Genomic DNA, 18,758 nt, shown 5'->3' with positions numbered 1-18,758 from the left:
CGTCCCGCTGGCGCGAACAGTAGCCCAGACGTCTCACGCCAACCTGAAACAACCATATTAATTACTCCACCCCTTCGATTCTGTCCTCGATCTCCTGATACAGCTCCTGCAGGCGCTCGATATTGGCCTGGGAAGTCTGCCAATAGCCACGCCCATGCACCTCTAGCAGGGATCCGACAATGCGCCGGAAGGAGTGGGGGTTGAGGTTCATCAAGCGCTGCCGCATGGCCTCATCCTTGATGAAGGTCTCGTTGGTTTCCTCGTAGATCCAGTTGTCCACCGCGCCTGCCGTAGCTGACCAGCCGGAGGTGTTGACCAGCCGCTTGGCGATCTCCCGTACCCCTTCGTAGCCGTGTTTGAGCATCCCCTCATACCACTTGGGGTTGAGGAGCTTGGTGCGGGCGTCCAGACGGATGGTTTCGCTCAGGGTGCGGATCTGGGCGTTGGGCGTGGTGGTATCTGCCATGTAGGCCGAGGGGGCTTTGCCATCCGGGCGCAGGCTCTGCACCAGCTTGGTGGGATCCGAGTCGAAGTAGTGGCTGACATCCGTCAGGCTGATCTCCGAGGAGTCCAGGTTCTGGAAGGTCACATCCACCGTTTTCAGGCTGGCTTCAAAAAGCTGCCGCATCTGCTGGTTGGGCAGGTTGGAGCCGAAGGCAAAGGACTTGCGGGATAGGTACATCTCCCGCAGCTCGCTTTCATCTTCCCAAGAGCTGTTTTCCACCGCCAGGTTGATGTTGGCCGAGTAGGAGCCAGACGCGTTGGAAAAGACCCGCGTTGCCGCCTGCTCCAACGTCAGCCCCAGTTCTTCTGCCTGCTGCAAGGCGTGCTTGCGCACAAAGTTCAGCTCCGGTGGCTCCACCGCTGCGGCCGCCAGCTTCACCGCCCGGTCGATCAGGTCCATCTGGTTAACAAACAGATCCCGGAACACCCCCGAGCAGTTCACCACCACATCAATGCGGGGCCGGCCCAGTTCCTCTAAGGGGATTAACTCCACCTTGTTCACCCGCCCCAGGGCATCGGGTTTGGGTCGCACCCCCAGCAAACACAGCACCTGCGCCAGCGACTCCCCGTAGGTCTTGATGTTGTCGGTGCCCCAGAGCACCACCGAGATGGTCTCCGGGTACTTGCCGCCGTTACTGCTCATCTCGCGAGCCAGCAGCCGTTCCACCACGATCTCCGCAGACTTAATCGCGGCTGCCGTGGGGATGGACTGGGGATCCAAAGCGTGGATGTTGCGCCCTGTCGGCAACACATTGGGGTTGCGGATGGGATCCCCTCCTGGCCCCGGCAAAATGTACTCCCCTTCCAAGGCCCGCAGCAGGGATCCCAGCTCATAATCTGCCGTAATTTGCTTGAGGCACTCCTCCAGAAATTCAAACAAGGGCTTCAAAAGATCCGGATCCACCTGGGGGTAGCCCGCTTCTTTTAGGACTGCCAACCAGGGGGCTTGCCGGCCCATGTTGAAAAAGTTGAGCTTGGCCACCCTAGAGACCCGCCCCTGGGCGTCGGTCTGCTCCTGCACCAGCGCCGCCACCGCCTTCTGGCAGGCCTTGTTGATGCGATCCAGCAGCTCCGTATCCGCCAGGTGTCCCCGATCCCGGTTGCGGTAGATCTCGTCGATATCCCGGCCCAGGCTTTGGGCAAGAATGCGGGGCAGGCCGAGGATCCCTTCTTCGGGGCGGTCAATGCTGGCAATGCTCACCAGGGTGGCAATCGCCTCCTCTGCCGTGGGGGGCGCTCCAATGACGTGCAGACCACAGGGCAACAGCCGCGACTCGATCTCCATGAGCTTGGCGTAGATCTTGCCCACCACCGTGTCCCGCTCTTCCAAGCTCAACTGGGCAGCATCCCCCGCAGGAAGATCCACATCCTTGTCCAGGTTCACCAGCCGCGCCTTGTCGCAGATGGCGTTGACGATGGCGATGCCCCGCGCCCCCTCCCGCAGGGTTTGGTAGGAGCCGATCATCTCCCGCAGCTCTTGCAGCCCCTTGTAGAGGCCGGCGTTTTCTGCCGGCGGCGTCAGGTAGCTGATGGTACAGGCGTAGCCCCGCCGCTTGGCAATAGTGGCCTCACTGGGGTTGTTGGCGGCGTAGTAGTACAGGTTGGGCAGGGATCCAATTAGATTATCCGGATAGCACTCGCCCGACATGCCGATCTGCTTGCCCGGCATAAACTCCAGGGATCCATGGGTGCCAAAGTGCAACACCGCATCCGCCCCCCACACTTTCTCCAGGTAGGTGTAGTAGGCGGCAAAGCCGTGGTGAGGGCTGGCTGACCTGGAAAAAAGCAGCCGCATGGGATCCCCTTCATAGCCGAAGGTGGGCTGCACCCCGATGAACACATTGCCAAAGTGCTTGCCGTAGATCAACAGATTTTGCCCATCGGTATTCAGGTGCCCCGGCGCTGGCCCCCAGTATTGCTCGATGGCTTTCACGTAGGGTGTCAGCGCCTCGTACTCCCGCACCGACAGTTTGGCGGCCACATTCAGCTCCGGGCTGGCGTACTGGGCCTGGGGATCGTGGAGGATGGACTCCATCAGCTCCTGCGGGGTTTTGGGCAGCTCTGGCCCCAGGTCGTAGCCGTTGTGGGCCAGGGCCTGCATCACCCGGTGAATAGAGGCAAATACATCCAGGTAGGCTGCTGTCCCCACATTGCCTTTGTCCGGTGGGAAGCTGAAGACGGTGATGGCGATCTTCTTCTCCAGCTTGGGCTTGCGCCGCAAATTGGCCCATTTAATGGCCCGCGCCGCGATCAGCTCGATCCGATCCTGCATTGCGTGAGCTTTGCCGGTGGCCGCATCCCGCCCTGAGAGGATGATGGGATCGATGGCCCCGTCCAGCTCGGGAATGGCAATCTGCAGAGCCACCTGCACCGGGTGCAGCCCCAGGTCGCTGGCAGCCCATTCCTCCGTCGATTGAAACACCAAGGGCAGCGCCACCATGTAGGGGCGATTCAGCCGTTGCAGCGCTTCCACCGCCTTGGGGTGATCCTGCCGCGCCGGCCCTCCCACCAGGGCAAACCCGGTTAGCGACACGACCACATCCACAATGGGCGCTGTCTTCTGCGCGTTCCAGAAAAACTCGTTCACTGGCTTGGAGAAATCTAGACCCCCGGCAAACACCGGCACCACCCGCGCCCCGCGCGACTCCAGCTCTTGCACCATGGCCACGTAGTGGGCATCATCCCCCGTCACCAGGTGGGTGCGCTGCAACACCAACCCCACGCAGGGAGCCAAGGGATCCTTCACCTCCTCTGGCAGATCCTCGCGGGCGTTGTACCAATCCCAATACTCCGCCAGGCTGGCAAACATCTGCGGCGCCAGCGGGTGCCAAATGCCCATTTCCAGATAGGTGACCGGCTCGGCAAACTTGACCTGATCCCGCATCCCCGGCAGGTAGCGATCCGCCAGCATCAGCAAAAAGTTCTCCAGGTTCTCGCGGGATCCGCCCAGCCAGTACTGGAAGCTAAGCATGAAGTTGCGGGCATCCTGGGCCTTGTCAAAGGGCAGGTACTTCAGCACCTTGGGCAGCGTCTGCAACAGCTTCAGCATCCCCTCCTGGAAGTTGGATCCCTGCTGGCGCTTGCGCATGAACTGGGCAATGGCGCTCTTGGACTGTCCCAGCTGCGCCATAGAAAAGGATCCCATCTTGTTCAGGCGCATCACCTCCGGCATGGAAGGGAAGACCACCACCGCATCCAGCCGCTCCCGCAGGGGCTGCACCGCCTGCACCACCTTCTGGGCAATGTCCTCAATAAAGATCAGGGAGCCAATAAAAACATTGGCCGTCTCCAGATCCCGCCGGAAAGCCTCATACCCCGAGGGATCCCGCAGCTCCTCCACCAAGTAGCCAGACAGCTCCACCGCCAGCTTGGGGTTGCGGGCGTTGATGCGCTGCACCGCTGCTGTCAGAGCACTCTGATACTGCGGCTCCAACACCACGTACACCACCTTCATCAGTCGGCGCCCCCCTAGCTCGTCAGGGGCCACGTGGCGGGTGATGGGCTTAACCAGAGTAAACATGCGGTCGCTCTCCGTTGTGCAATGCAGAAATTGGGTAAACCGGGGAAAGGATTCTGTCCTGCTAACGCGAAAGGACTCCGTCCCGCTGACGCGATAGGCAGGATCCCCTATTGTCTGTTTCCCGTTCTACCAGAGAAACGGATCCCTGCCGGGGGTATGACGGCAAGGTCGTAATAATTCGCAATGATCGCTGAGATACTGTAAAGGGGAAGAGGATCCCTTCCCCAGAGAGCGTCCCCTTCTAAGGATCCAATGGACTTCTCACCCCGCGCCCGCCTTTATTCAGCACATGGGTGTAAATCATGGTGGTTTTGACATCTTTGTGGCCCAACAATTCTTGGACGGTGCGGATGTCGTAGCCGTTTTGCAGGAGATGAGTGGCAAAACTATGGCGGAAGGTGTGGCAAGTAAACTACCCGGCTCCGTACCGCTTTAGCGATACAGAGTAGGCTTTTAGTAGCCCTGGGCCTGCTCTGCTCTACCAGAGAACAAAACAGGCCCGAACCTCTAGGCTGGTTTACGGCAGCCCCAATCGACCGTTACCAGTGCCTTAAATAACCGTTTCTGGTGTCCGCACTATTATCATAACATAGAGCAAATAAAGTTGCACATTCCTCCCGACACTGACTTTATGAGTACAGTGTGCGGATCCTGCGATTTCTAGCTGACTTGCTCCAGGAGCTTTCTGAGTCTAGGTATGGGTGTGTTAATGCTCATTCAGCCAGATAAAAACCCTTTGGAGGTAATTATCGCTCAAAATGTTGACTATACAGACAAATTAGGGCAGCATTACACTAGGCGATGGAAAAGTCTGCTTCTTAGGTGATTATCAGTCATCTAGCTGCAGAAACACATGTTATGTTGCCAGCGCCAGAGTTGTGCCTAGTCAGGTTTGTTGATGAAGGGGCGCTGGGGTCGGTGGGTAGCCGAGGCGATCGGTACACAAATCCACACAACATAACAAGTCGCTGCACCTGACCCAGTGCTATACTCTGAACCTTGTCCTCTCAATTAGCACGAGTGAAGCAAACTGATGGATCTCATTGTATGAAAGCTCAACCATTTAAGCTCGCACAGTTTTTTCTAATACTGTTATCGCTGCTCCTATTTGTGGGTTGTGGCAGTGGATCTCGGACTGCTTCGACTATTAACTCGGATCCATCACTGTCCATCATTAGGGTAGAACGGTCACAGCCAGGTGATCCCGTCGATTGCAGTACCTGTTGTCGTCGATGTGTGACGGGTAAAGCCTGTGGCAATAGCTGCATCAACGTCAGCTTGAAGTGCCATCAACCGCCGGGATGTGCCTGCAATAAGGTAGAAGATAGCTGTTATCTGCCTAAAGGTAGAAGATAGCTGTTATCTGCCTGCCCCGGATCCCTGTGCCCCATCCGTAGAGCGATCCCTATCCTCAGCGGATCCAGCTTTCTACACCGCCAGTTGTCCGTCTGCCGACTGTGTTGCTAATAACAATTTGGGTGACATTGCTGATAGCTTCATTAGCAGATGCCGAAAAGCATCAATCAGACAAGAATTTCCAGGAGAGCTTTTGAACGAAACACTTGGCAACATAAAGGCGGGAAATGCCGCAAACTACAAGAAAGCGTGGAAGCTGTTAAATGATCGCGGATTTTTGAAATAGTTGGAGAATCAGAATGGATCGTCAAGACATAAACGTTTATATCGCTGTGTTAGTTTATGAATCTTCATCATCATCGCCAGACTATAAAACTCTTTTCGAAGGGAGTTTTATGCTAATAAAGGCTAGTTCTCTAGAAGAAGCAAATCAGAAAGCCCAGGAATATGCAAACGCTCATACATATACATTTAATAATGAAGTAGGTGACTCAATAACGTGGAAGTTAAAGCATATTGTTGATGTGAATCAAGTTTTGTATGATGTCGATCTTGATGGAGCAGAAATTTACGCTCGACATTTTCGTAATTATCAAGCATATAAAGAGTTTGAACCACTTTTGTCAGGTGAAGAACTATAGTTTGGCTTTCCTATGCTCAATTCTAATGGTCTCAATTCAATTCAATGTACTCAATACAATAAGCAAAAAAAATGGATCCCTCAACCAAGCTCAGAAATCTCGATATAGCCCGAGCCTCATCCCAGATCATTGTCATTATGTTGCCAGCCTTGGTAGAAAGTCAGTGATTGGGTAGGGATCCCTGGGGGCTGGTCACTGAGGATCCTGATACCTTTAGGGAGGGAGAGTCACTCAACATAACAAGTCACTGCACCCGACCTTGGGATAGGTTATTGGCTGGGATCCCGGATTTGGGGTGGCGGGTGAGTTAAGGCGTTAGATGGCTGATCGATGCGGTTCATAATGAGAAGTCTGCCGATGAAGAGATGTATAGCTCTCAGGGTTATGGCCTCGGCGCTGCTCGTCTTGCCACTGACATCTGTACCGACTCACGCTCAGGGAGGGCGCGCTGATATTGAGATCGATTTCGGCGCGTGTACTCCTGAGCGGCGGTTGGTCTTCTTCGCCTTCGGCTCTACGACCATCGAAGTGGCGGGTAAGGCGGGGGGGAGATGCGTAATGAGGTACGGGACCGAAATCGAGAATCCGATTTGGGATGGGTTCCTTGATAAGACATGCAGGGTGCCACTGCAAGCAGGGAGGCTAAGGTTCACGGTGAGGGATGACGGGGTTGATTTCTCCCCCCTCAAGTCACACTGTGTTCCCACCCCACGTGTAAAGAAGAAGAATTGAGCGATGTCCTGCGGCGCAAAGGATTTGAAAGGTATATAACCGAGGAAGAACGGATGGAGTTCTTGAGCACTTTTGTTAGAGATGGCGTCTTGGTGGAGATTGTAGAGCGCGTGGCGACGTGTCGTGATCCCAAAGACGACAAGTTTCTTGAACTGGCTGTTAATGGCAAGGCAAGATGTGCGTGCCGTTAGATGTACCCAGAGACAAGATGATGAGCAAGCTCAAATGCCCTCATTGCGGGAACCCAGGGATCCCTGTCCTCTGCAAGGTGTGCCTCGGCTCAACTGTGCCTGCGACCTGCAAAGCGTTATGAATCTTTGTTTGAGTCGTAATTGAGAGGAAATAGGTGAGCTATAATTCCTAATGGACTTTTCTTAGAGGAAATAGGTGAGCTATAATTCCTAATGGACTTTTCTTTTCATTGCAGGTTGGGTAATGCAAAAACAGGAAGTCCTTACATTACTGGCAAATCACCAGAACACTCTGAAGGACTTTGGCGTAAAGTCTCTAATGCTCTTTGGTTCAGTAGCAAGGGATGAAGCGCAAACAGACAGTGATATCGATCTGCTAGTAGAGTTTGACCGTCCAGTTGGATTGTTCACTTTTGCACGCTTGAAACGATATCTAGAGGAAATTTTAGAGAGTCCGGTTGATCTAGGTACGCCTGACTCCCTCAAGCCCTATCTGCAAGAATCCGTTCTCCGGGAGGTGGTTCGTGCCTTCTAGAGATTGGCAGAACAGAGTAAGATCGGAAATAGAGGCAATTAAGTTAGATGAGGATCCCTCTGGGCCAGGATATATGGTTGTTTCAGACTGCAGGAAAGCAACTTGGGGATCCCAGGTTCCCCTAGTCTGCTTTGGGAGACAGATAAGGGGTATGTTTGTGTTGGCCGGTTAGAGATCGAAGGCAGGGCAAATGTCCCAGACTTATTCGGAATGACTATCGCAAACGGAGCTATTGTACTGGCTACCGTCTCATCGCCATTTGAATTAACTTTAAATAAACACACAAGCTCTCAAGCACGGGGGGGCAACGGTGGGCATTGGATCCCGGGAACCAGGGATTCCAGCAAGCCGCTACAGGCATCCCAGAGCAGCTCGATCACGTAATGGAATCCAGCCTCACCCCCGTAGTAGGGATCCGGAACTTCTTCGTCAGAATGAGAGCGGCAATAGCTGCACATCAGGCGCACTTTCTCGGCATATTTTCCCTGGGGATCCAAGCTGAGAATGTCGCGGTAATTTTGTCGATCCATAGCCAGGATCAGGTCAAACTCGCGCAGGTCGGCAGGTCGAATCTGGCGGGCCTTGCCTTGTAGCTCTAGGCCATAGCATCGGGCTGCTTGTTGCATGCGCCTATCTGGGGGGCTGCCGATGTGATAGGCTGCCGTACCTGCTGAGTCGCAGATAATTGCTTCCTTATGGCCGCTGCTGCGCAAAAGGTGATTGGTGATGCCCTCAGCAGTGGGAGAGCGACAGATGTTACCCAGACAGACAAACAGAAGCTTTTGGCTCATGGCAACCTCCCCATCGGATCCCATGTGTGGGCCCACCACAGGATGTATCCGCCTGCAACAGCGGGACGGATTCCCTTTCTATTTTCCACCAAGAGCCGCTGCAATGTTTTGCCGGCGGCTATCGTAACATTGCAGATTTAATTGAACCGACAAGGGATCCCCAGGCACTGCTGCAATAGCTTCAGGTACTCTTGTCCATCCATGAGAAAAGCACCAAAACGGGCCAGGTGCGGGTTCATCAACTGAGCGTCGAATAGGCGAAAGCCCCGCTCCCGTAAGTGCTCCACCAACTTCACCAAGGCCACCTTCGAGCCGTTGGGGATGCGGTAGAACATCGACTCGCCGATAAACGCCGCTCCAAGGGCAATACCCAGGATCCCGCCTGCCAAGGTCTCTCCCTGCCAGGTTTCAAAGCTGTGGGCAAAGCCAGACCGGTGCAGAGCTGCGTAAATCTGCTTCAGCTCGGGGCTAATCCAGGTTTGGGGACGAGCGGCACAGCCCTCTACCACCTGCTCAAAAGCGCAGTTCAGCCGCACCTGAAAGCGACCGCTGCGCACCAAGGGCCGCAACGAACGGGGGCAGTGAAATCGCTCATCGAGGGGGATCACCGCGTGCCGGCCGGTGCCGTACCAGGCCAGGGATCCCGTCTCTTCGTCGGCCATCAGAAAGTAGCCTTGGGCATAGCCTGACAAAATGGTGGCCAGATCCACCTGCATTGCCTCAGTTGCGCTCCTCAAGATTGCCATTCTGCAGAGAGGCTGGCAAAATCCCCCCCATTGGCCCTGGGGTGACAATCCACACAGCCGCTCACCCGCACAGGAGTGGGAAACTCCACTTGCAGATGCAGGGCACGGAAATAGCGAGAATCTGCCAAGCGATAGGGCACCTGTTCCCCCTGTCGCAGGGGCCGGGAGTTGGGCCGCAAATAGCCCCAGGCCAGTTGTAAAGCCACGCCGCTCAGGGGCTGGATCTGCTGGCCATAGTGGTTGGGATCCTGCAGCAGCCGTCGCCAGGTTTCAGTGGGCAACACTTGGGCGGGCAACGCCACATGGCAACTGCCACAACTGCGCACATATTGAGCTTGCTCCAGTTGGGCTTGAGTCAGGCCCTGCTGCGCTTGTGCTCCCAGGTTCTGCGCTGATCCCGCCAGCAGGGATCCCATAAACCCGGACAGGATGACTACCATGCTCCAGATCCAAAACCGCCGGCGTCGTCGTTGCAAAGGAGCCATGCTCTCACACCCACTGCCCATGCTTTCCCACTCTAGATCAGGTGGCCGCTCGCCACAGTGGGACGGAGTCCATAAGATCCGGCCTCAACTGCTGGGATCGACTTGATCGACTTGGCCTATTTTTGGAGGAGCTTGAGAGATCGCGGATCTCCTGCTGCATTTTCCGCATTTCTTGAGGCATCTCCCGCAGCTCCTCTTGGGCTTGATCCGTGCAGCGCTCGATGGCGCGGGTGCGCCTGTCAAAGCCGGCGACGGTCAAGTTTTTGGATCCCTCTCTGGATCAACCTGGCCAGAACCAGAAGGGAATCTGTTTGGGTTTAAAATAGCGGGGCTGCAGACTTTCCCACCAAGCGCTCATGAACCTACCCAGCTTACTCTGGCCGGATCCCGACGGGATCCCAGTGCCCTCTCAACCGGGGATCCTTGGCATTCTGGCTTCCGGCAATGGCAGCAATTTCGAAGCTATTGCCCAAGCCATTGAGGCTGGGGAACTGCAGGCCCAGATTGCTGTGGTCATCACCAACAATCCCAAAGCTTATGTGCGGCAGCGGGCCCAAAAGCGAGGGATCCCTTGCGTTTTGCTCGACCACCGAGACTACCCCTGTCGCGAAGACCTGGATGCAGCTATCCTCCAAGTGCTCTGGCAGCATCACGTGGAATGGGTGATCATGGCCGGGTGGATGCGCCTGGTTACCCAGGTGTTGTTGTCCGCCTACCCGGATCGCGTCCTGAACCTGCATCCCAGCCTGCTGCCCAGCTTCAAGGGCCTGCGGGCTGTTGAACAAGCCCTGAAGTGCGGCGTGAAAATTGCCGGCTGCACTGTCCATCGGGTCACCTTGGAAATGGACAGTGGCCCCATCGTGGCCCAAGCAGCCGTGCCGGTTCTGCCCGAAGATACCGTGGAATCCCTTTACCGGCGCATCCAGACCCAGGAGCACCGCCTCTACCCACTGGCCATCCGCCTCTGCCTGGCAGAGGGATCCCTGCTACCCAAGTCTTCGGGGAAGCTGCACAATTGAGGTTAAGTCCAACGCTGGCGCATCCCATGGCCGAGATCCCGCCTCTCCTCGTCTTCGATAGCCCGGTGATCCTGGCCGGTCGTCTGGCTCTATGGCAAGAGTGGGCTCGATTTGGGGTGTGTGTGCTGCCGCAGGCAGTGATGGCCGAGTTGGAACGCCTGACCCGGCAGGCCATTGATCCCCAAGAAGAATCGACAGCCCGCGAGTTTTTGCGCCACTGGCCCAGTCTAGGGTTTGCCGTCTCAGAAGCCCGTGCCCTGGTGGGTGGTGCTGGTGCCGGCGATCAGTCCATGAGGGTACGTTTGGAAGAAGCGATTGCCGAATGCGCCTATGCCCTGGCCCAGCAGCAGCCGGGAACGCTGGTGGTTTTGGTCAGCAACGACCGGCCTTTGGTGGGGCGAATTCAGGGTCTGGGTCTCAACAACCTCTGTGCCGTCTCTCTGGCAGAGCTGAACCGGTGGATGCGTCAGCAGCAGCGCCCTCAGGCTGTGGTTATGGCTTTGAATCGGTTACCAGGGCCACCCATTCCTGCCGCCCAGTTGACGTCCTCTACCCTCGCTCCACCTGCCCGTCCCTTGAGTTCCTCTCCAGCTTCCGGGAACCCCCCCGCCCAGGCGCGGCAGCGGTCTGGAGCTGCTCAGGTGGGGCCGATCACAGCCCGCCTCTGGCCCTTTTTGAAAAGCCTACAGAATGCCCTTGCGTTGTTGCTGGCCCTGGTTTTCCTCTCGGCAACCGGGTTGCTGGCCTGGCGCCTGCTCGATCCAGAAGGAAGTGAAGGGATCTGGCAGCGGCTACCTCTCTCTCGGATCCCTTGGATTCGGGATCTGTAGTCCTCAAAGCTACTGCTCAGCAATCGTGACGTTAAAGCCCTTATTTTTCAGGGTTTCCGCATGATAGCGGGCATACTCCAGTTGCTCAAATGCTGCCAACTGCACAAACTTCTGGCCATTCACATCTTTGACAAAGGCCCCATCAGAAACTTCTCGAGCACGTGCCAAGCTCTCATCTCCCGAGTAGGTAGTGAGCACCAAGAAGGTTCCCTCGCCGCGGTTCGGCCCCAGAGAGTCTACGCTGTTGTCGCTTAGGGGCACCACGTTCTGGGATCCCGCAGAAGTAGGCGATGAAGGTTGGGACGGGCGCTCCAGGCTGGCTGCCAACTGCTCCACCGTTTGCAAGCTGGGGGGAGAGGGTTCCTTGGAAGCCAAGGCCAAGTCGGTCTGCAGGCTGTCCAGCAGGTTAGGAACGCCTTGAAGAGGATCCACCTGTACGTCCTTCAAGTCCGGGGTGGCCGTCAAGCCCAGCGCCAGCCGATCCGGATCCAAGCCACCGGAATAGAACTCCTCTCCCACCTGCCCTTCCACCGGTTCCAGTGGGATCAGGGGCAACTGGGCCAGATCCACCTGGGCAGGGATCCCTTCTTCCGCCCTGCTGGCAGCACTTTGGGGCAGGGACAGTTCTTCCGGCCAGATCAGCCAGCGCACCCCAAAGCCAATCCCCGCGCAGGAAAGCACCCACAGCAGCAAGACCCAGAGGGGCGAAAAGGCCCCGGAGGGCCGCGGCATCTCTTCCTCTTCCAAGTCTTCCACCACCTCTTGAATGAGCACAGGTGAAGGGCGCTGTACAGAGCTGGTATTCCCAAGCTGACCTGCTCGTGGGGGCGGGACAGAGTCCATGCGCTGCAAACGCTGCCAGAGGCGGAATCGCTCCAGTTCTTTCAGCACATCCAAATGCAGATGGCTCAGCGCCTCCTGAAGAGCAAGTTGAGGAACTGGATGTGAATGGGACTGCTGTGCCGGAGACAGGGGTTGGGTAGGGTCTGGGGGAAGCGGAGAAGGACTCATAGACAGCCCACACTCAACTTGATGTAAAGTCGGAGAGCAAACAATGCCGATCCACTGTTACAGCCGGAAACAGCCTAACAGGAGAACCCACCTTGGGAACAAGGATTGCCAGCGCCCCATACCTTGCCATAAACCACCATGCCACAGGGCTATGGCAGTCTTCTAGGGCTTTGCCTCCAGATAGAGGGCACGCACATCTGTCGGTAGGTTCTGAAGCAAGATCTGACGGGCAGAGGCAACGATGGCATCCACATCTTCTGGAGCAAGGTAGTATCCGTCAGCCTTGAGTTGGTCGGCAATGCGAACCGGTGACCAGCCAAAGCGATCCCGCAGCAGCAGAATGAAGCGCAGATCTCCCGGCAGGGTATCCAAACCAGCAGTCAAATAACAGGCCAGTGCCGGTGAAAGAGAGGACTTCGCCCCGCCTCTGGTGGAGTCGAGACTGCAAGAAGCTTGAGGGTGGGTGGGGATCCCATCCAAGGATTGGATCAGCTCACGGGTTTGCTCCGCCAGCCAGGGTCGCAGCACAGGATCCCCTTCGCCAGCCGCTTCTTCCACAAGGCTGTGGACATCTAGGCGCTGTAGGCGCGGGTAAAGCCGCAACCAAACCTGCTCTCGATAGGCAGCCCACTGCTCGGGCGGCAGATGTTCGGCAAGGATCCCGTCCACCCACTTGCAGTAGCGGCAAAACAGGCCGATGAAGTAGCGGGCCACCTCCGGCTGCCGTTGAAAGGCCCGCAGCAACTCCAGATCGCTGTAATGGGCCACCCCCCGCACGATAGGGGCGTTGCATTCCGGCCAAAAGGCGGTAGCTTCGGGCATGAGAATTTCTCCCGCAGAAAAATCCCTAGCTATTCTCCAGGATCTCCCGGCAGGCGGATAACAACTGCTCCTGCTCCGGCAGGGTGCGCAGGCCAATGCGCAGGTAGCGATCTCCCAGCTCGGGAAAACTCAGGCAATCCCGCACCAGAATCCGGTGCCGCTGCAGCAGCGCCCGCTGAATTTGCGTGGCAGAGCCAGGGCAGCGCACCAACACAAAATTGGCTTGACCAGGCCAGGGATCCCAGCCGGGCAGTGCTTGCAAACCCCTGAACAAATGCTCTCGGGCCACGGGTAGCCAGGCCAAGGTGCGCCGGCGGAAGTCCTCATCGGCCAAAGCTGCCGCCACTGCCACTCCCGCCAATCCGTTGACGCTCCAGGGATCCCGCCACTGTCGCCAGCGCTGCCAGTGATCCGGGTGCCCCACCGCAAAGCCAATGCGCAAGCCGGGCAGTGTGAAGAACTTGGTGAGGGAACGGATGACGATGGTGTTGGGGTGAGCCGCCAGGTGGGGGATCAAGGTTTGGCTGCGGGGCATTGCCGACGGGCTGGAGTTTAAGCTCAGGGTGGGCTCCCCCGGCAAAAAGTCCATAAAAGCCTCGTCCACCACCACCTGGTTGAACTGGGGCAGGAGAGGCAGGATGTCTTGCTGCGGGATGAGCTGGCCCGTCGGGTTGTGGGGGTTGTTCAGCCAGAGCACTCGGCTCCCTTTGCCTGCCGCCGGAAGGGGTTCCTGCAGAAGGGTAAAACCGGCGGATCCCTGGCCGGGGAAAAAAGGCAGCGGCTTGATGGTTACCCCTGCTGCCCGCAGAGCCCGCGCATAATCCCCAAAAGCAGGCTGGGGCAGCCATACCTCCCGCCCTTGCGCATCCCGGGCTGCCCAGGTGAGCAACTCCGCTGCCCCATTGCCCACAAAGATCCACTCAGGATCGACGGCCCAATGGTTGGCCAAACAGATGCGCAAGTCCCGATAGTCGGGATCCGGGTAGCGGCTGATTACAACCGGGTCTGCTGCAGACAGCGCCTGAGTCAGAGCTTGCAAGACCGATTCCGGTGGGCCCAGCGGATTCAAGCTGGCCGAAAAATCCAGAATCTCCTGGGGAGAGCAGCCAGCGATTGCTGCTCCCCAAGCCCAATTGCCACCATGTCGAGGCTGCTCCACGCCCTACCCAGCAGCCGAGTCCCAACCCGGCGAAATTAAGATTTCCCCCCTGCTACTGCTTCGCGGAATGACTTGCCCGCCGTAAAAGTGGGGACGATGCTCTCTGGGATCACCATTTTTTGGTTGGTTTTCGGGTTGCGACCTTCCCGCTCTTTGCGCTTGCGAGCCTCAAAGGAGCCGAAGCCCACCAGGGTCACCTTCCCCTTGGGTTCACCGTTTTCATCGCGGGATGCGACCTCTTCGACAATGATCTCCAGTGCGGCGGAAATGACAGCCTCCGCTTCTTTTTTGGTTACATTGGCGCGATGAGCGACGGCATCAACAAGTTCTGCCTTGTTCATCCTGATCTCCTTTTGAGTTAGGCAATAAAGTTAGAGCGTTCCCTGGATCGCGGATTCGCTCAGGCGTTGCAGAGCGGCCACGGCCCAGAGTGTTCTCAGTGTGTGGGAGCGGGGCTTGCCCTGCAATGCGCCAAGGCGCCACTGGCGCGAATGGCAGGATTGTGGCAGTTGAGCTCCAAATCACTGACATATTCTACAGCTAAGTTAGGGCAGAAGCCTGCTGGGCAAGGGGTTTTAGGGGATCTTAACGCAATTTTCTGGGAGACAAGAGACTGCATATACCCAGTTGGCTCGGATCCGACAGAAAGCTAGGGCTCACGACTCGGGTCGGAAGTAGGCCCGCATCACCTCTCGAAAGATGGGAGCGGCCCGTGATCCACCCCCACCGCCGCTGTTTTCCAGAAAGACCACGACCACCAATTCGGGCCGGTCGTAGGGAGCATAGCCAACATACCAAGCGTGGGATCGCCGCGGCGGATCCTCTGCGGTGCCGGTTTTACCAGCCGTTGGGGGAAATCCTGGCCCCAGGTTGGCGTTGCCGCCGGTGCCGTAAACCACGACATCTCGCAGCCCCTGCTGCAGGATCTCCAGGGTGGCAGGGGAAAGACCTACCTTTTGGCGCAGCGGCACAGGGCTTTCCGGGATCACCTGGTGCGAGAGCAAGGGGCGCACCCGCCAGCCCCCATTGGCCACTGCCGCCGTTACCACCGCCATTTGCAGCGGCGTAGCGGTAATAAATCCCTGGCCGATGGACATGTTGACCGTGTCGCCCACATACCAGGGCTCGCGCCAGTGGCGCTGCTTCCACTCAGCATCCGGCACCAGACCCGCGGCTTCCCCTTTGAGGCCAATCCCGGTCAGTTGTCCCAACCCAAAGCGGCGCGACCATTCTTGCAAAGGGGCAGCCTTGGTGCCGAGGGCGATTTGGTAGAAAAAGGTGTCGCTGCTGTAGGCCATCGCCTGCCGGTAGTTCAGCCGCCCGAAGCCGGCCCGGTTCCAGTCCCAAAAGCGCCACCCTCCCACCTGGATGTAGGGGCCGGTCTGCAGCACCGTATTCGGGGGAAAGGCTCCCGACTCAATCCCGGCAGCGGTGGTGATGATTTTGTAGGTGCTGGCGGGGGGATAGGGCCGCAGGCCGCGGTTGAGGAAGGGAAAATCCTGCTGCTGCAGGCTCTCCCACTGGGCTTGGGTGATGCGGCTGGAAAAGAGGTTGGGATCAAAGGTGGGATAGCTGGCCATGGCCAGGATCGAGCCATCGCTGGGATCCATGGCGATCACCGCTCCTTTTTGCTGGCCGAGGGCCCGCTCTGCCGCCTGCTGCAGCCGCACATCCAAAGTGAGCTGCAGGGTGTTGCCCGGTTGGGGCGCTTGTTCCCCCAGCACCCGCAGCACCTCTCCCATGGCGTCCACCTCCACCTGTCGCCCGCCCCATTGGCCGCGCAGATGGTTCTCGAACAATTCCTCCACTCCCATCAGGCCAACGATATCCCCCAGGCGATAGCTAGGGTCGGCCCGCAGTTGCTCTAGGGGGATCTCGCCGGTGTAGCCCAGCAGGTGAGCGGCCAAGTCGCCGTGGGGATAAAACCGCGCCGTCTCCGCCTCCACCATCACCCCCGGCAGCTCGCGGCTCATCTCCTCCAGTTGAATGACCACCTGGGGGCTGGCGTTGCGCAGGATGCGCACGGGAAACGGGGAACGATATCCGGCCTGTTCCAGTTTCTGGGCGATCTCCTCGGGGGCCATGTTCAAGTATTCTGCCAACTTGGGGATCATCTCCTGCCAGCGCTGCCGCGACTGCACCAGAGGCCAGAGGAAGACCGAGTGGGACAATCGGCTGCTCGCCAGCAATACGCCGTTGCGATCCACAATGCGTCCGCGTTCTGGCGGCTGGGGCAACAGGCGAATGCGGTTGGTATCGGCCAGCTGGCGGTAATACTGGGTGCGCGCCAACTGCAGGTAGGCCAGACGGGATCCCAGCCCTCCAAACAGCAGCAGACTGGTCAGCAAGAGCAAGACAACGGCCCGATAGCCCTGCCCCACCGTTTTGGCCGATGCGGATCCCAGCCAGCGAGGGCTACCGCCGTCCGGCGGGGGTGGGGGAAGTACCCGGCGGGGGGCAGGCGGTCTGGAATGGGGGGAGAACAGGGCTTGCGGATCCCGTCCTGCCAAGGTGTGGGGGCTTCGCGCGGCGTTGCTGACGGGGTAGAGTTTGGCCATGAAATTGCCAGAAGAATTGCAACCGATACACCCAAAATCGAGAGGAGATGCCCGCTCTCGGGCAGGCAGTCTCAGCATCCATCCAGTATCCCTGGCTGCGGCAAGCCTCGTCCAGGAGTGGCAGCGTGGATAGAGCAGAACAACAACGGCTGCGCCAGGCTGCCTGGCTGATGGTGGGCAATGGCCTGCGCCTGGGGTTGTCCGGGGCCTATTTCATCCTGTTGGCCCGTCTGTTGGGGCCGGAAGCCTTCGGGGTTTTCTCTGCCATCTTGGCCTGCAGCAACCTGGCCGCCCCGTTTGGCTATTTGGGCCAATCGGAACTGCTGATCCAGCGCCTCAGCCGGCAGGGATCCCCGACTTGCACCCAGGGGGTTGGCCCCAGCTTATGGCTGGCGGGATTGGGCTGTGGGGGGATGGCGCTGGTGTTGTGGCCCCTCTTGAGCGTTTGGCTGGCCGGGACGCCGGCAGCGGTGGTGGGGGTATTGCTCTTGAGCGATCTGCTGTTCATCGCGGTGCCAGAGGTGTACAGGGGGATCCTGATCGGGAGAGAGCAGGTTGCCGGCGTAGCCCTCATCGACACGGGCATGGCGCTGGGGCGATTGGGGGCAGTATTGCTGGCGGTGGCCTTAGGCTGGGGATCCCTGGTGCAATGGGCTGTTCTGTACGGCCTGATGGTGTTGGTCGTGCTGCTGCTGATCGCGAGGGGGATGGGGCGGTGGAGCGAGCCTTCTCCCCCCTTGGCCCTGAGCTGGCGAGATCTGCGGGAACGGCTGATAGCGGGCTGGGACTTTGCGGTGGGGCTGGCCGCGGTGAAAACCTTCACCGATTTGGATAAGCTGCTCTTGCCCCGTTTGGCCTCAGCAGCGGCGGGGGGTCTTTACAGCGCTGCCTATCGGGTGATCAACTTCTCGCAAACGCCGATGATCGCCCTGCTCACCAGCCATTTTGCCGAGCTGTGCCGCCAAGGGCAGAAGGGCCTTCCGCAAGGCTGGCGCTACGCCTGGCAGCTTTTCCCTTGGGTGGTGGGCTACGGCAGTTTGGCTGCTCTGGGGCTGGCCCTGGGATCCTACGGAATCCCTTGGGTGCTGGGATCGGCTTACCGGGAAACGGCCCTCATCCTGCGCTGGCTCAGCCCGGTCATTTTGCTGGAAGGGATCCACCTTTTGCTGTCTCACCTGCTCACCGGGGCAGGGTTGCAAAGGCCCCGCAGCCGTCTGCAACTGATGGCTCTGGGGCTGAATGGGCTTTTGAATGCGGTTTGGATCCCAAGGTGGGGTTGGCAGGGGGCGGCCCTAGCGACCTTGCTGTCGGAGGTGGCCTTGGTGCTGGCTTTGCTGCTGTTGATTGGGGGGCGATTGCACGCTCTGCAGAGATCTGGGCCTAGGGAGCCTTAACAATTTTGTAGGTGGCTTTGGCATCGGGGCCAAAGGTGATCACATCCCCCGACTTGAGCTGGTGGGTGGTCAATTTCTGGCCGTTGATCAACAAGCCATTGGTGCTGGGGCGACCTTCCAGATCCCCATCCAAAATGCGGTAGCAATATTCTCCCTCTCGCTCGGCGGGAATCCGCAGCAGCATGGCGTGGTAGCGGGAGGCATACTGAGAGTTGAGACAGATGTCGTTCGCCAAGTCCCGACCGATGAAGTATTTGGCGGATCCCAGCACCTGGGTACGGCGGCCATCTCGGTCTTCCACGATCAAGATGTGCTGGTGGGTACCGGAAGGAGAAGGCACAGATTCAACCATACTTCCGCTGTCAATACCAGTGTTTAACCGTACCTCAAACTATACCGAAGTTTAGCCTTCTTCCTGCTATCGCTGGGTCTGCAGAATCGCTCATCCAGCGCCCCAGAACTCT

Annotated in this window: 16 protein-coding genes and 1 pseudogene; 6 read left to right on the top strand and 11 right to left on the bottom strand. The window is 58.2% G+C overall.

Annotated elements, in window-relative coordinates:
• Positions 1-61: 61 nt before the first annotated feature.
• Positions 62-4,024, bottom strand: coding sequence for a magnesium chelatase subunit H (locus tag ACVWZJ_RS05450; protein WP_457395137.1), 3,963 nt, complete (start codon positions 4,022-4,024; stop codon positions 62-64).
• 241 nt (positions 4,025-4,265) lie between these two features.
• Positions 4,266-4,433 (bottom strand): annotated as a pseudogene (locus tag ACVWZJ_RS05445) (tyrosine-type recombinase/integrase); the annotation flags it as partial.
• A gap of 1,246 nt (positions 4,434-5,679) precedes the next feature.
• On the opposite strand from ACVWZJ_RS05445, the gene ACVWZJ_RS05440 reads away from it, so the two are divergent.
• From ACVWZJ_RS05440 to ACVWZJ_RS05430, 3 genes are all read left to right on the top strand, one after another.
• Entirely contained in the window at positions 5,680-6,021 is a 342-nt protein-coding gene (locus ACVWZJ_RS05440) for a DUF4288 domain-containing protein (protein WP_071818147.1), read from the top strand.
• Between the two features lie 728 nt (positions 6,022-6,749).
• A complete protein-coding gene (locus ACVWZJ_RS05435; RefSeq protein WP_202943711.1) occupies positions 6,750-6,944 on the top strand; it encodes a PIN domain-containing protein in 195 nt (64 codons plus the stop codon).
• Positions 6,945-7,188: 244 nt separating this feature from the next.
• Positions 7,189-7,479 carry a nucleotidyltransferase family protein gene (locus ACVWZJ_RS05430; protein ID WP_011432542.1) on the top strand — a complete coding sequence of 97 codons (291 nt, stop codon included), beginning with the start codon at positions 7,189-7,191 and terminating at the stop codon, positions 7,477-7,479.
• 290 nt (positions 7,480-7,769) lie between these two features.
• Here ACVWZJ_RS05430 and ACVWZJ_RS05425 read toward each other — a convergent pair whose 3' ends face one another.
• The 3 genes from ACVWZJ_RS05425 to ACVWZJ_RS05415 form a co-directional block, all read right to left on the bottom strand.
• A complete protein-coding gene (locus ACVWZJ_RS05425) occupies positions 7,770-8,270 on the bottom strand; it encodes a low molecular weight protein-tyrosine-phosphatase (RefSeq protein ID WP_011432541.1) in 501 nt (166 codons plus the stop codon).
• Positions 8,271-8,407: 137 nt separating this feature from the next.
• Positions 8,408-8,986: a leucyl/phenylalanyl-tRNA--protein transferase gene (gene aat / locus ACVWZJ_RS05420; RefSeq protein ID WP_011432540.1), complete on the bottom strand. Its 579-nt coding sequence runs from the start codon at positions 8,984-8,986 to the stop codon at positions 8,408-8,410.
• Between the two features lie 17 nt (positions 8,987-9,003).
• Positions 9,004-9,456: a hypothetical protein gene (locus ACVWZJ_RS05415; protein ID WP_457395133.1), complete on the bottom strand. Its 453-nt coding sequence runs from the start codon at positions 9,454-9,456 to the stop codon at positions 9,004-9,006.
• A gap of 401 nt (positions 9,457-9,857) precedes the next feature.
• Here ACVWZJ_RS05415 and purN point away from each other — a divergent pair, with 401 nt between their 5' ends.
• Both purN and ACVWZJ_RS05405 read left to right on the top strand, forming a co-directional pair.
• The gene (gene purN / locus ACVWZJ_RS05410) at positions 9,858-10,520 is read left to right on the top strand and encodes a phosphoribosylglycinamide formyltransferase (RefSeq protein WP_414352200.1); all 663 of its coding nucleotides are present in this window, start codon (positions 9,858-9,860) and stop codon (positions 10,518-10,520) included.
• 26 nt (positions 10,521-10,546) lie between these two features.
• Positions 10,547-11,350, top strand: coding sequence for a PIN domain-containing protein (locus ACVWZJ_RS05405; RefSeq protein WP_457395129.1), 804 nt, complete (start codon positions 10,547-10,549; stop codon positions 11,348-11,350).
• Between the two features lie 9 nt (positions 11,351-11,359).
• Here ACVWZJ_RS05405 and ACVWZJ_RS05400 read toward each other — a convergent pair whose 3' ends face one another.
• From ACVWZJ_RS05400 to mrdA, 5 genes are all read right to left on the bottom strand, one after another.
• Positions 11,360-12,241, bottom strand: a complete 882-nt coding sequence (locus ACVWZJ_RS05400; protein WP_414406728.1) for a hypothetical protein — start codon at positions 12,239-12,241, stop codon at positions 11,360-11,362.
• 282 nt (positions 12,242-12,523) lie between these two features.
• On the bottom strand, positions 12,524-13,183 hold the full coding sequence (locus tag ACVWZJ_RS05395; protein ID WP_457392621.1) for a hypothetical protein: 660 nt from the start codon (positions 13,181-13,183) through the stop codon (positions 12,524-12,526).
• Positions 13,184-13,208: 25 nt separating this feature from the next.
• Complete coding sequence (gene cobD, locus ACVWZJ_RS05390; protein ID WP_457395125.1) at positions 13,209-14,342, bottom strand: threonine-phosphate decarboxylase CobD; 1,134 nt, start codon at positions 14,340-14,342, stop codon at positions 13,209-13,211.
• Positions 14,343-14,377: 35 nt separating this feature from the next.
• A complete protein-coding gene (locus ACVWZJ_RS05385; protein ID WP_414332065.1) occupies positions 14,378-14,683 on the bottom strand; it encodes an HU family DNA-binding protein in 306 nt (101 codons plus the stop codon).
• A 315-nt stretch (positions 14,684-14,998) separates the two neighbouring features.
• Positions 14,999-16,978 carry a penicillin-binding protein 2 gene (mrdA, locus tag ACVWZJ_RS05380; protein WP_457395122.1) on the bottom strand — a complete coding sequence of 660 codons (1,980 nt, stop codon included), beginning with the start codon at positions 16,976-16,978 and terminating at the stop codon, positions 14,999-15,001.
• 47 nt (positions 16,979-17,025) lie between these two features.
• On the opposite strand from mrdA, the gene ACVWZJ_RS05375 reads away from it, so the two are divergent.
• A complete protein-coding gene (locus ACVWZJ_RS05375) occupies positions 17,026-18,294 on the top strand; it encodes a lipopolysaccharide biosynthesis protein (protein WP_457395119.1) in 1,269 nt (422 codons plus the stop codon).
• Here the strand turns inward: ACVWZJ_RS05375 and ACVWZJ_RS05370 are convergent.
• A complete protein-coding gene (locus tag ACVWZJ_RS05370) occupies positions 18,281-18,646 on the bottom strand; it encodes an FHA domain-containing protein (protein ID WP_011432528.1) in 366 nt (121 codons plus the stop codon). The genes ACVWZJ_RS05375 and ACVWZJ_RS05370 overlap by 14 nt on opposite strands.
• Positions 18,647-18,758 lie beyond the last annotated feature (112 nt).

The organism is Thermostichus sp. OS-CIW-29 (genome assembly GCF_054058195.1).
Note: the sequence above shows the minus strand (reverse complement) of the source record. Positions and strands in the feature narration are given on the sequence as shown.

Excerpts from the sequence above, each read along its gene's own strand:
- ACVWZJ_RS05370 (WP_011432528.1), bottom strand. The coding sequence starts at position 18,646 with ATGGTTGAATCTGTGCCTTCTCCTTCCGGTACCCACCAGCACATCTTG.
- ACVWZJ_RS05405 (WP_457395129.1), top strand. The coding sequence starts at position 10,547 with ATGGCCGAGATCCCGCCTCTCCTCGTCTTCGATAGCCCGGTGATCCTG.
- ACVWZJ_RS05415 (WP_457395133.1), bottom strand. The coding sequence starts at position 9,456 with ATGGTAGTCATCCTGTCCGGGTTTATGGGATCCCTGCTGGCGGGATCA.
- ACVWZJ_RS05450 (WP_457395137.1), bottom strand. The coding sequence starts at position 4,024 with ATGTTTACTCTGGTTAAGCCCATCACCCGCCACGTGGCCCCTGACGAG.
- aat (WP_011432540.1), bottom strand. The coding sequence starts at position 8,986 with ATGCAGGTGGATCTGGCCACCATTTTGTCAGGCTATGCCCAAGGCTAC.
- ACVWZJ_RS05395 (WP_457392621.1), bottom strand. The coding sequence starts at position 13,183 with ATGCCCGAAGCTACCGCCTTTTGGCCGGAATGCAACGCCCCTATCGTG.
- ACVWZJ_RS05440 (WP_071818147.1), top strand. The coding sequence starts at position 5,680 with ATGGATCGTCAAGACATAAACGTTTATATCGCTGTGTTAGTTTATGAA.
- purN (WP_414352200.1), top strand. The coding sequence starts at position 9,858 with ATGAACCTACCCAGCTTACTCTGGCCGGATCCCGACGGGATCCCAGTG.
- ACVWZJ_RS05430 (WP_011432542.1), top strand. The coding sequence starts at position 7,189 with ATGCAAAAACAGGAAGTCCTTACATTACTGGCAAATCACCAGAACACT.
- mrdA (WP_457395122.1), bottom strand. The coding sequence starts at position 16,978 with ATGCTGAGACTGCCTGCCCGAGAGCGGGCATCTCCTCTCGATTTTGGG.
- ACVWZJ_RS05425 (WP_011432541.1), bottom strand. The coding sequence starts at position 8,270 with ATGAGCCAAAAGCTTCTGTTTGTCTGTCTGGGTAACATCTGTCGCTCT.
- ACVWZJ_RS05385 (WP_414332065.1), bottom strand. The coding sequence starts at position 14,683 with ATGAACAAGGCAGAACTTGTTGATGCCGTCGCTCATCGCGCCAATGTA.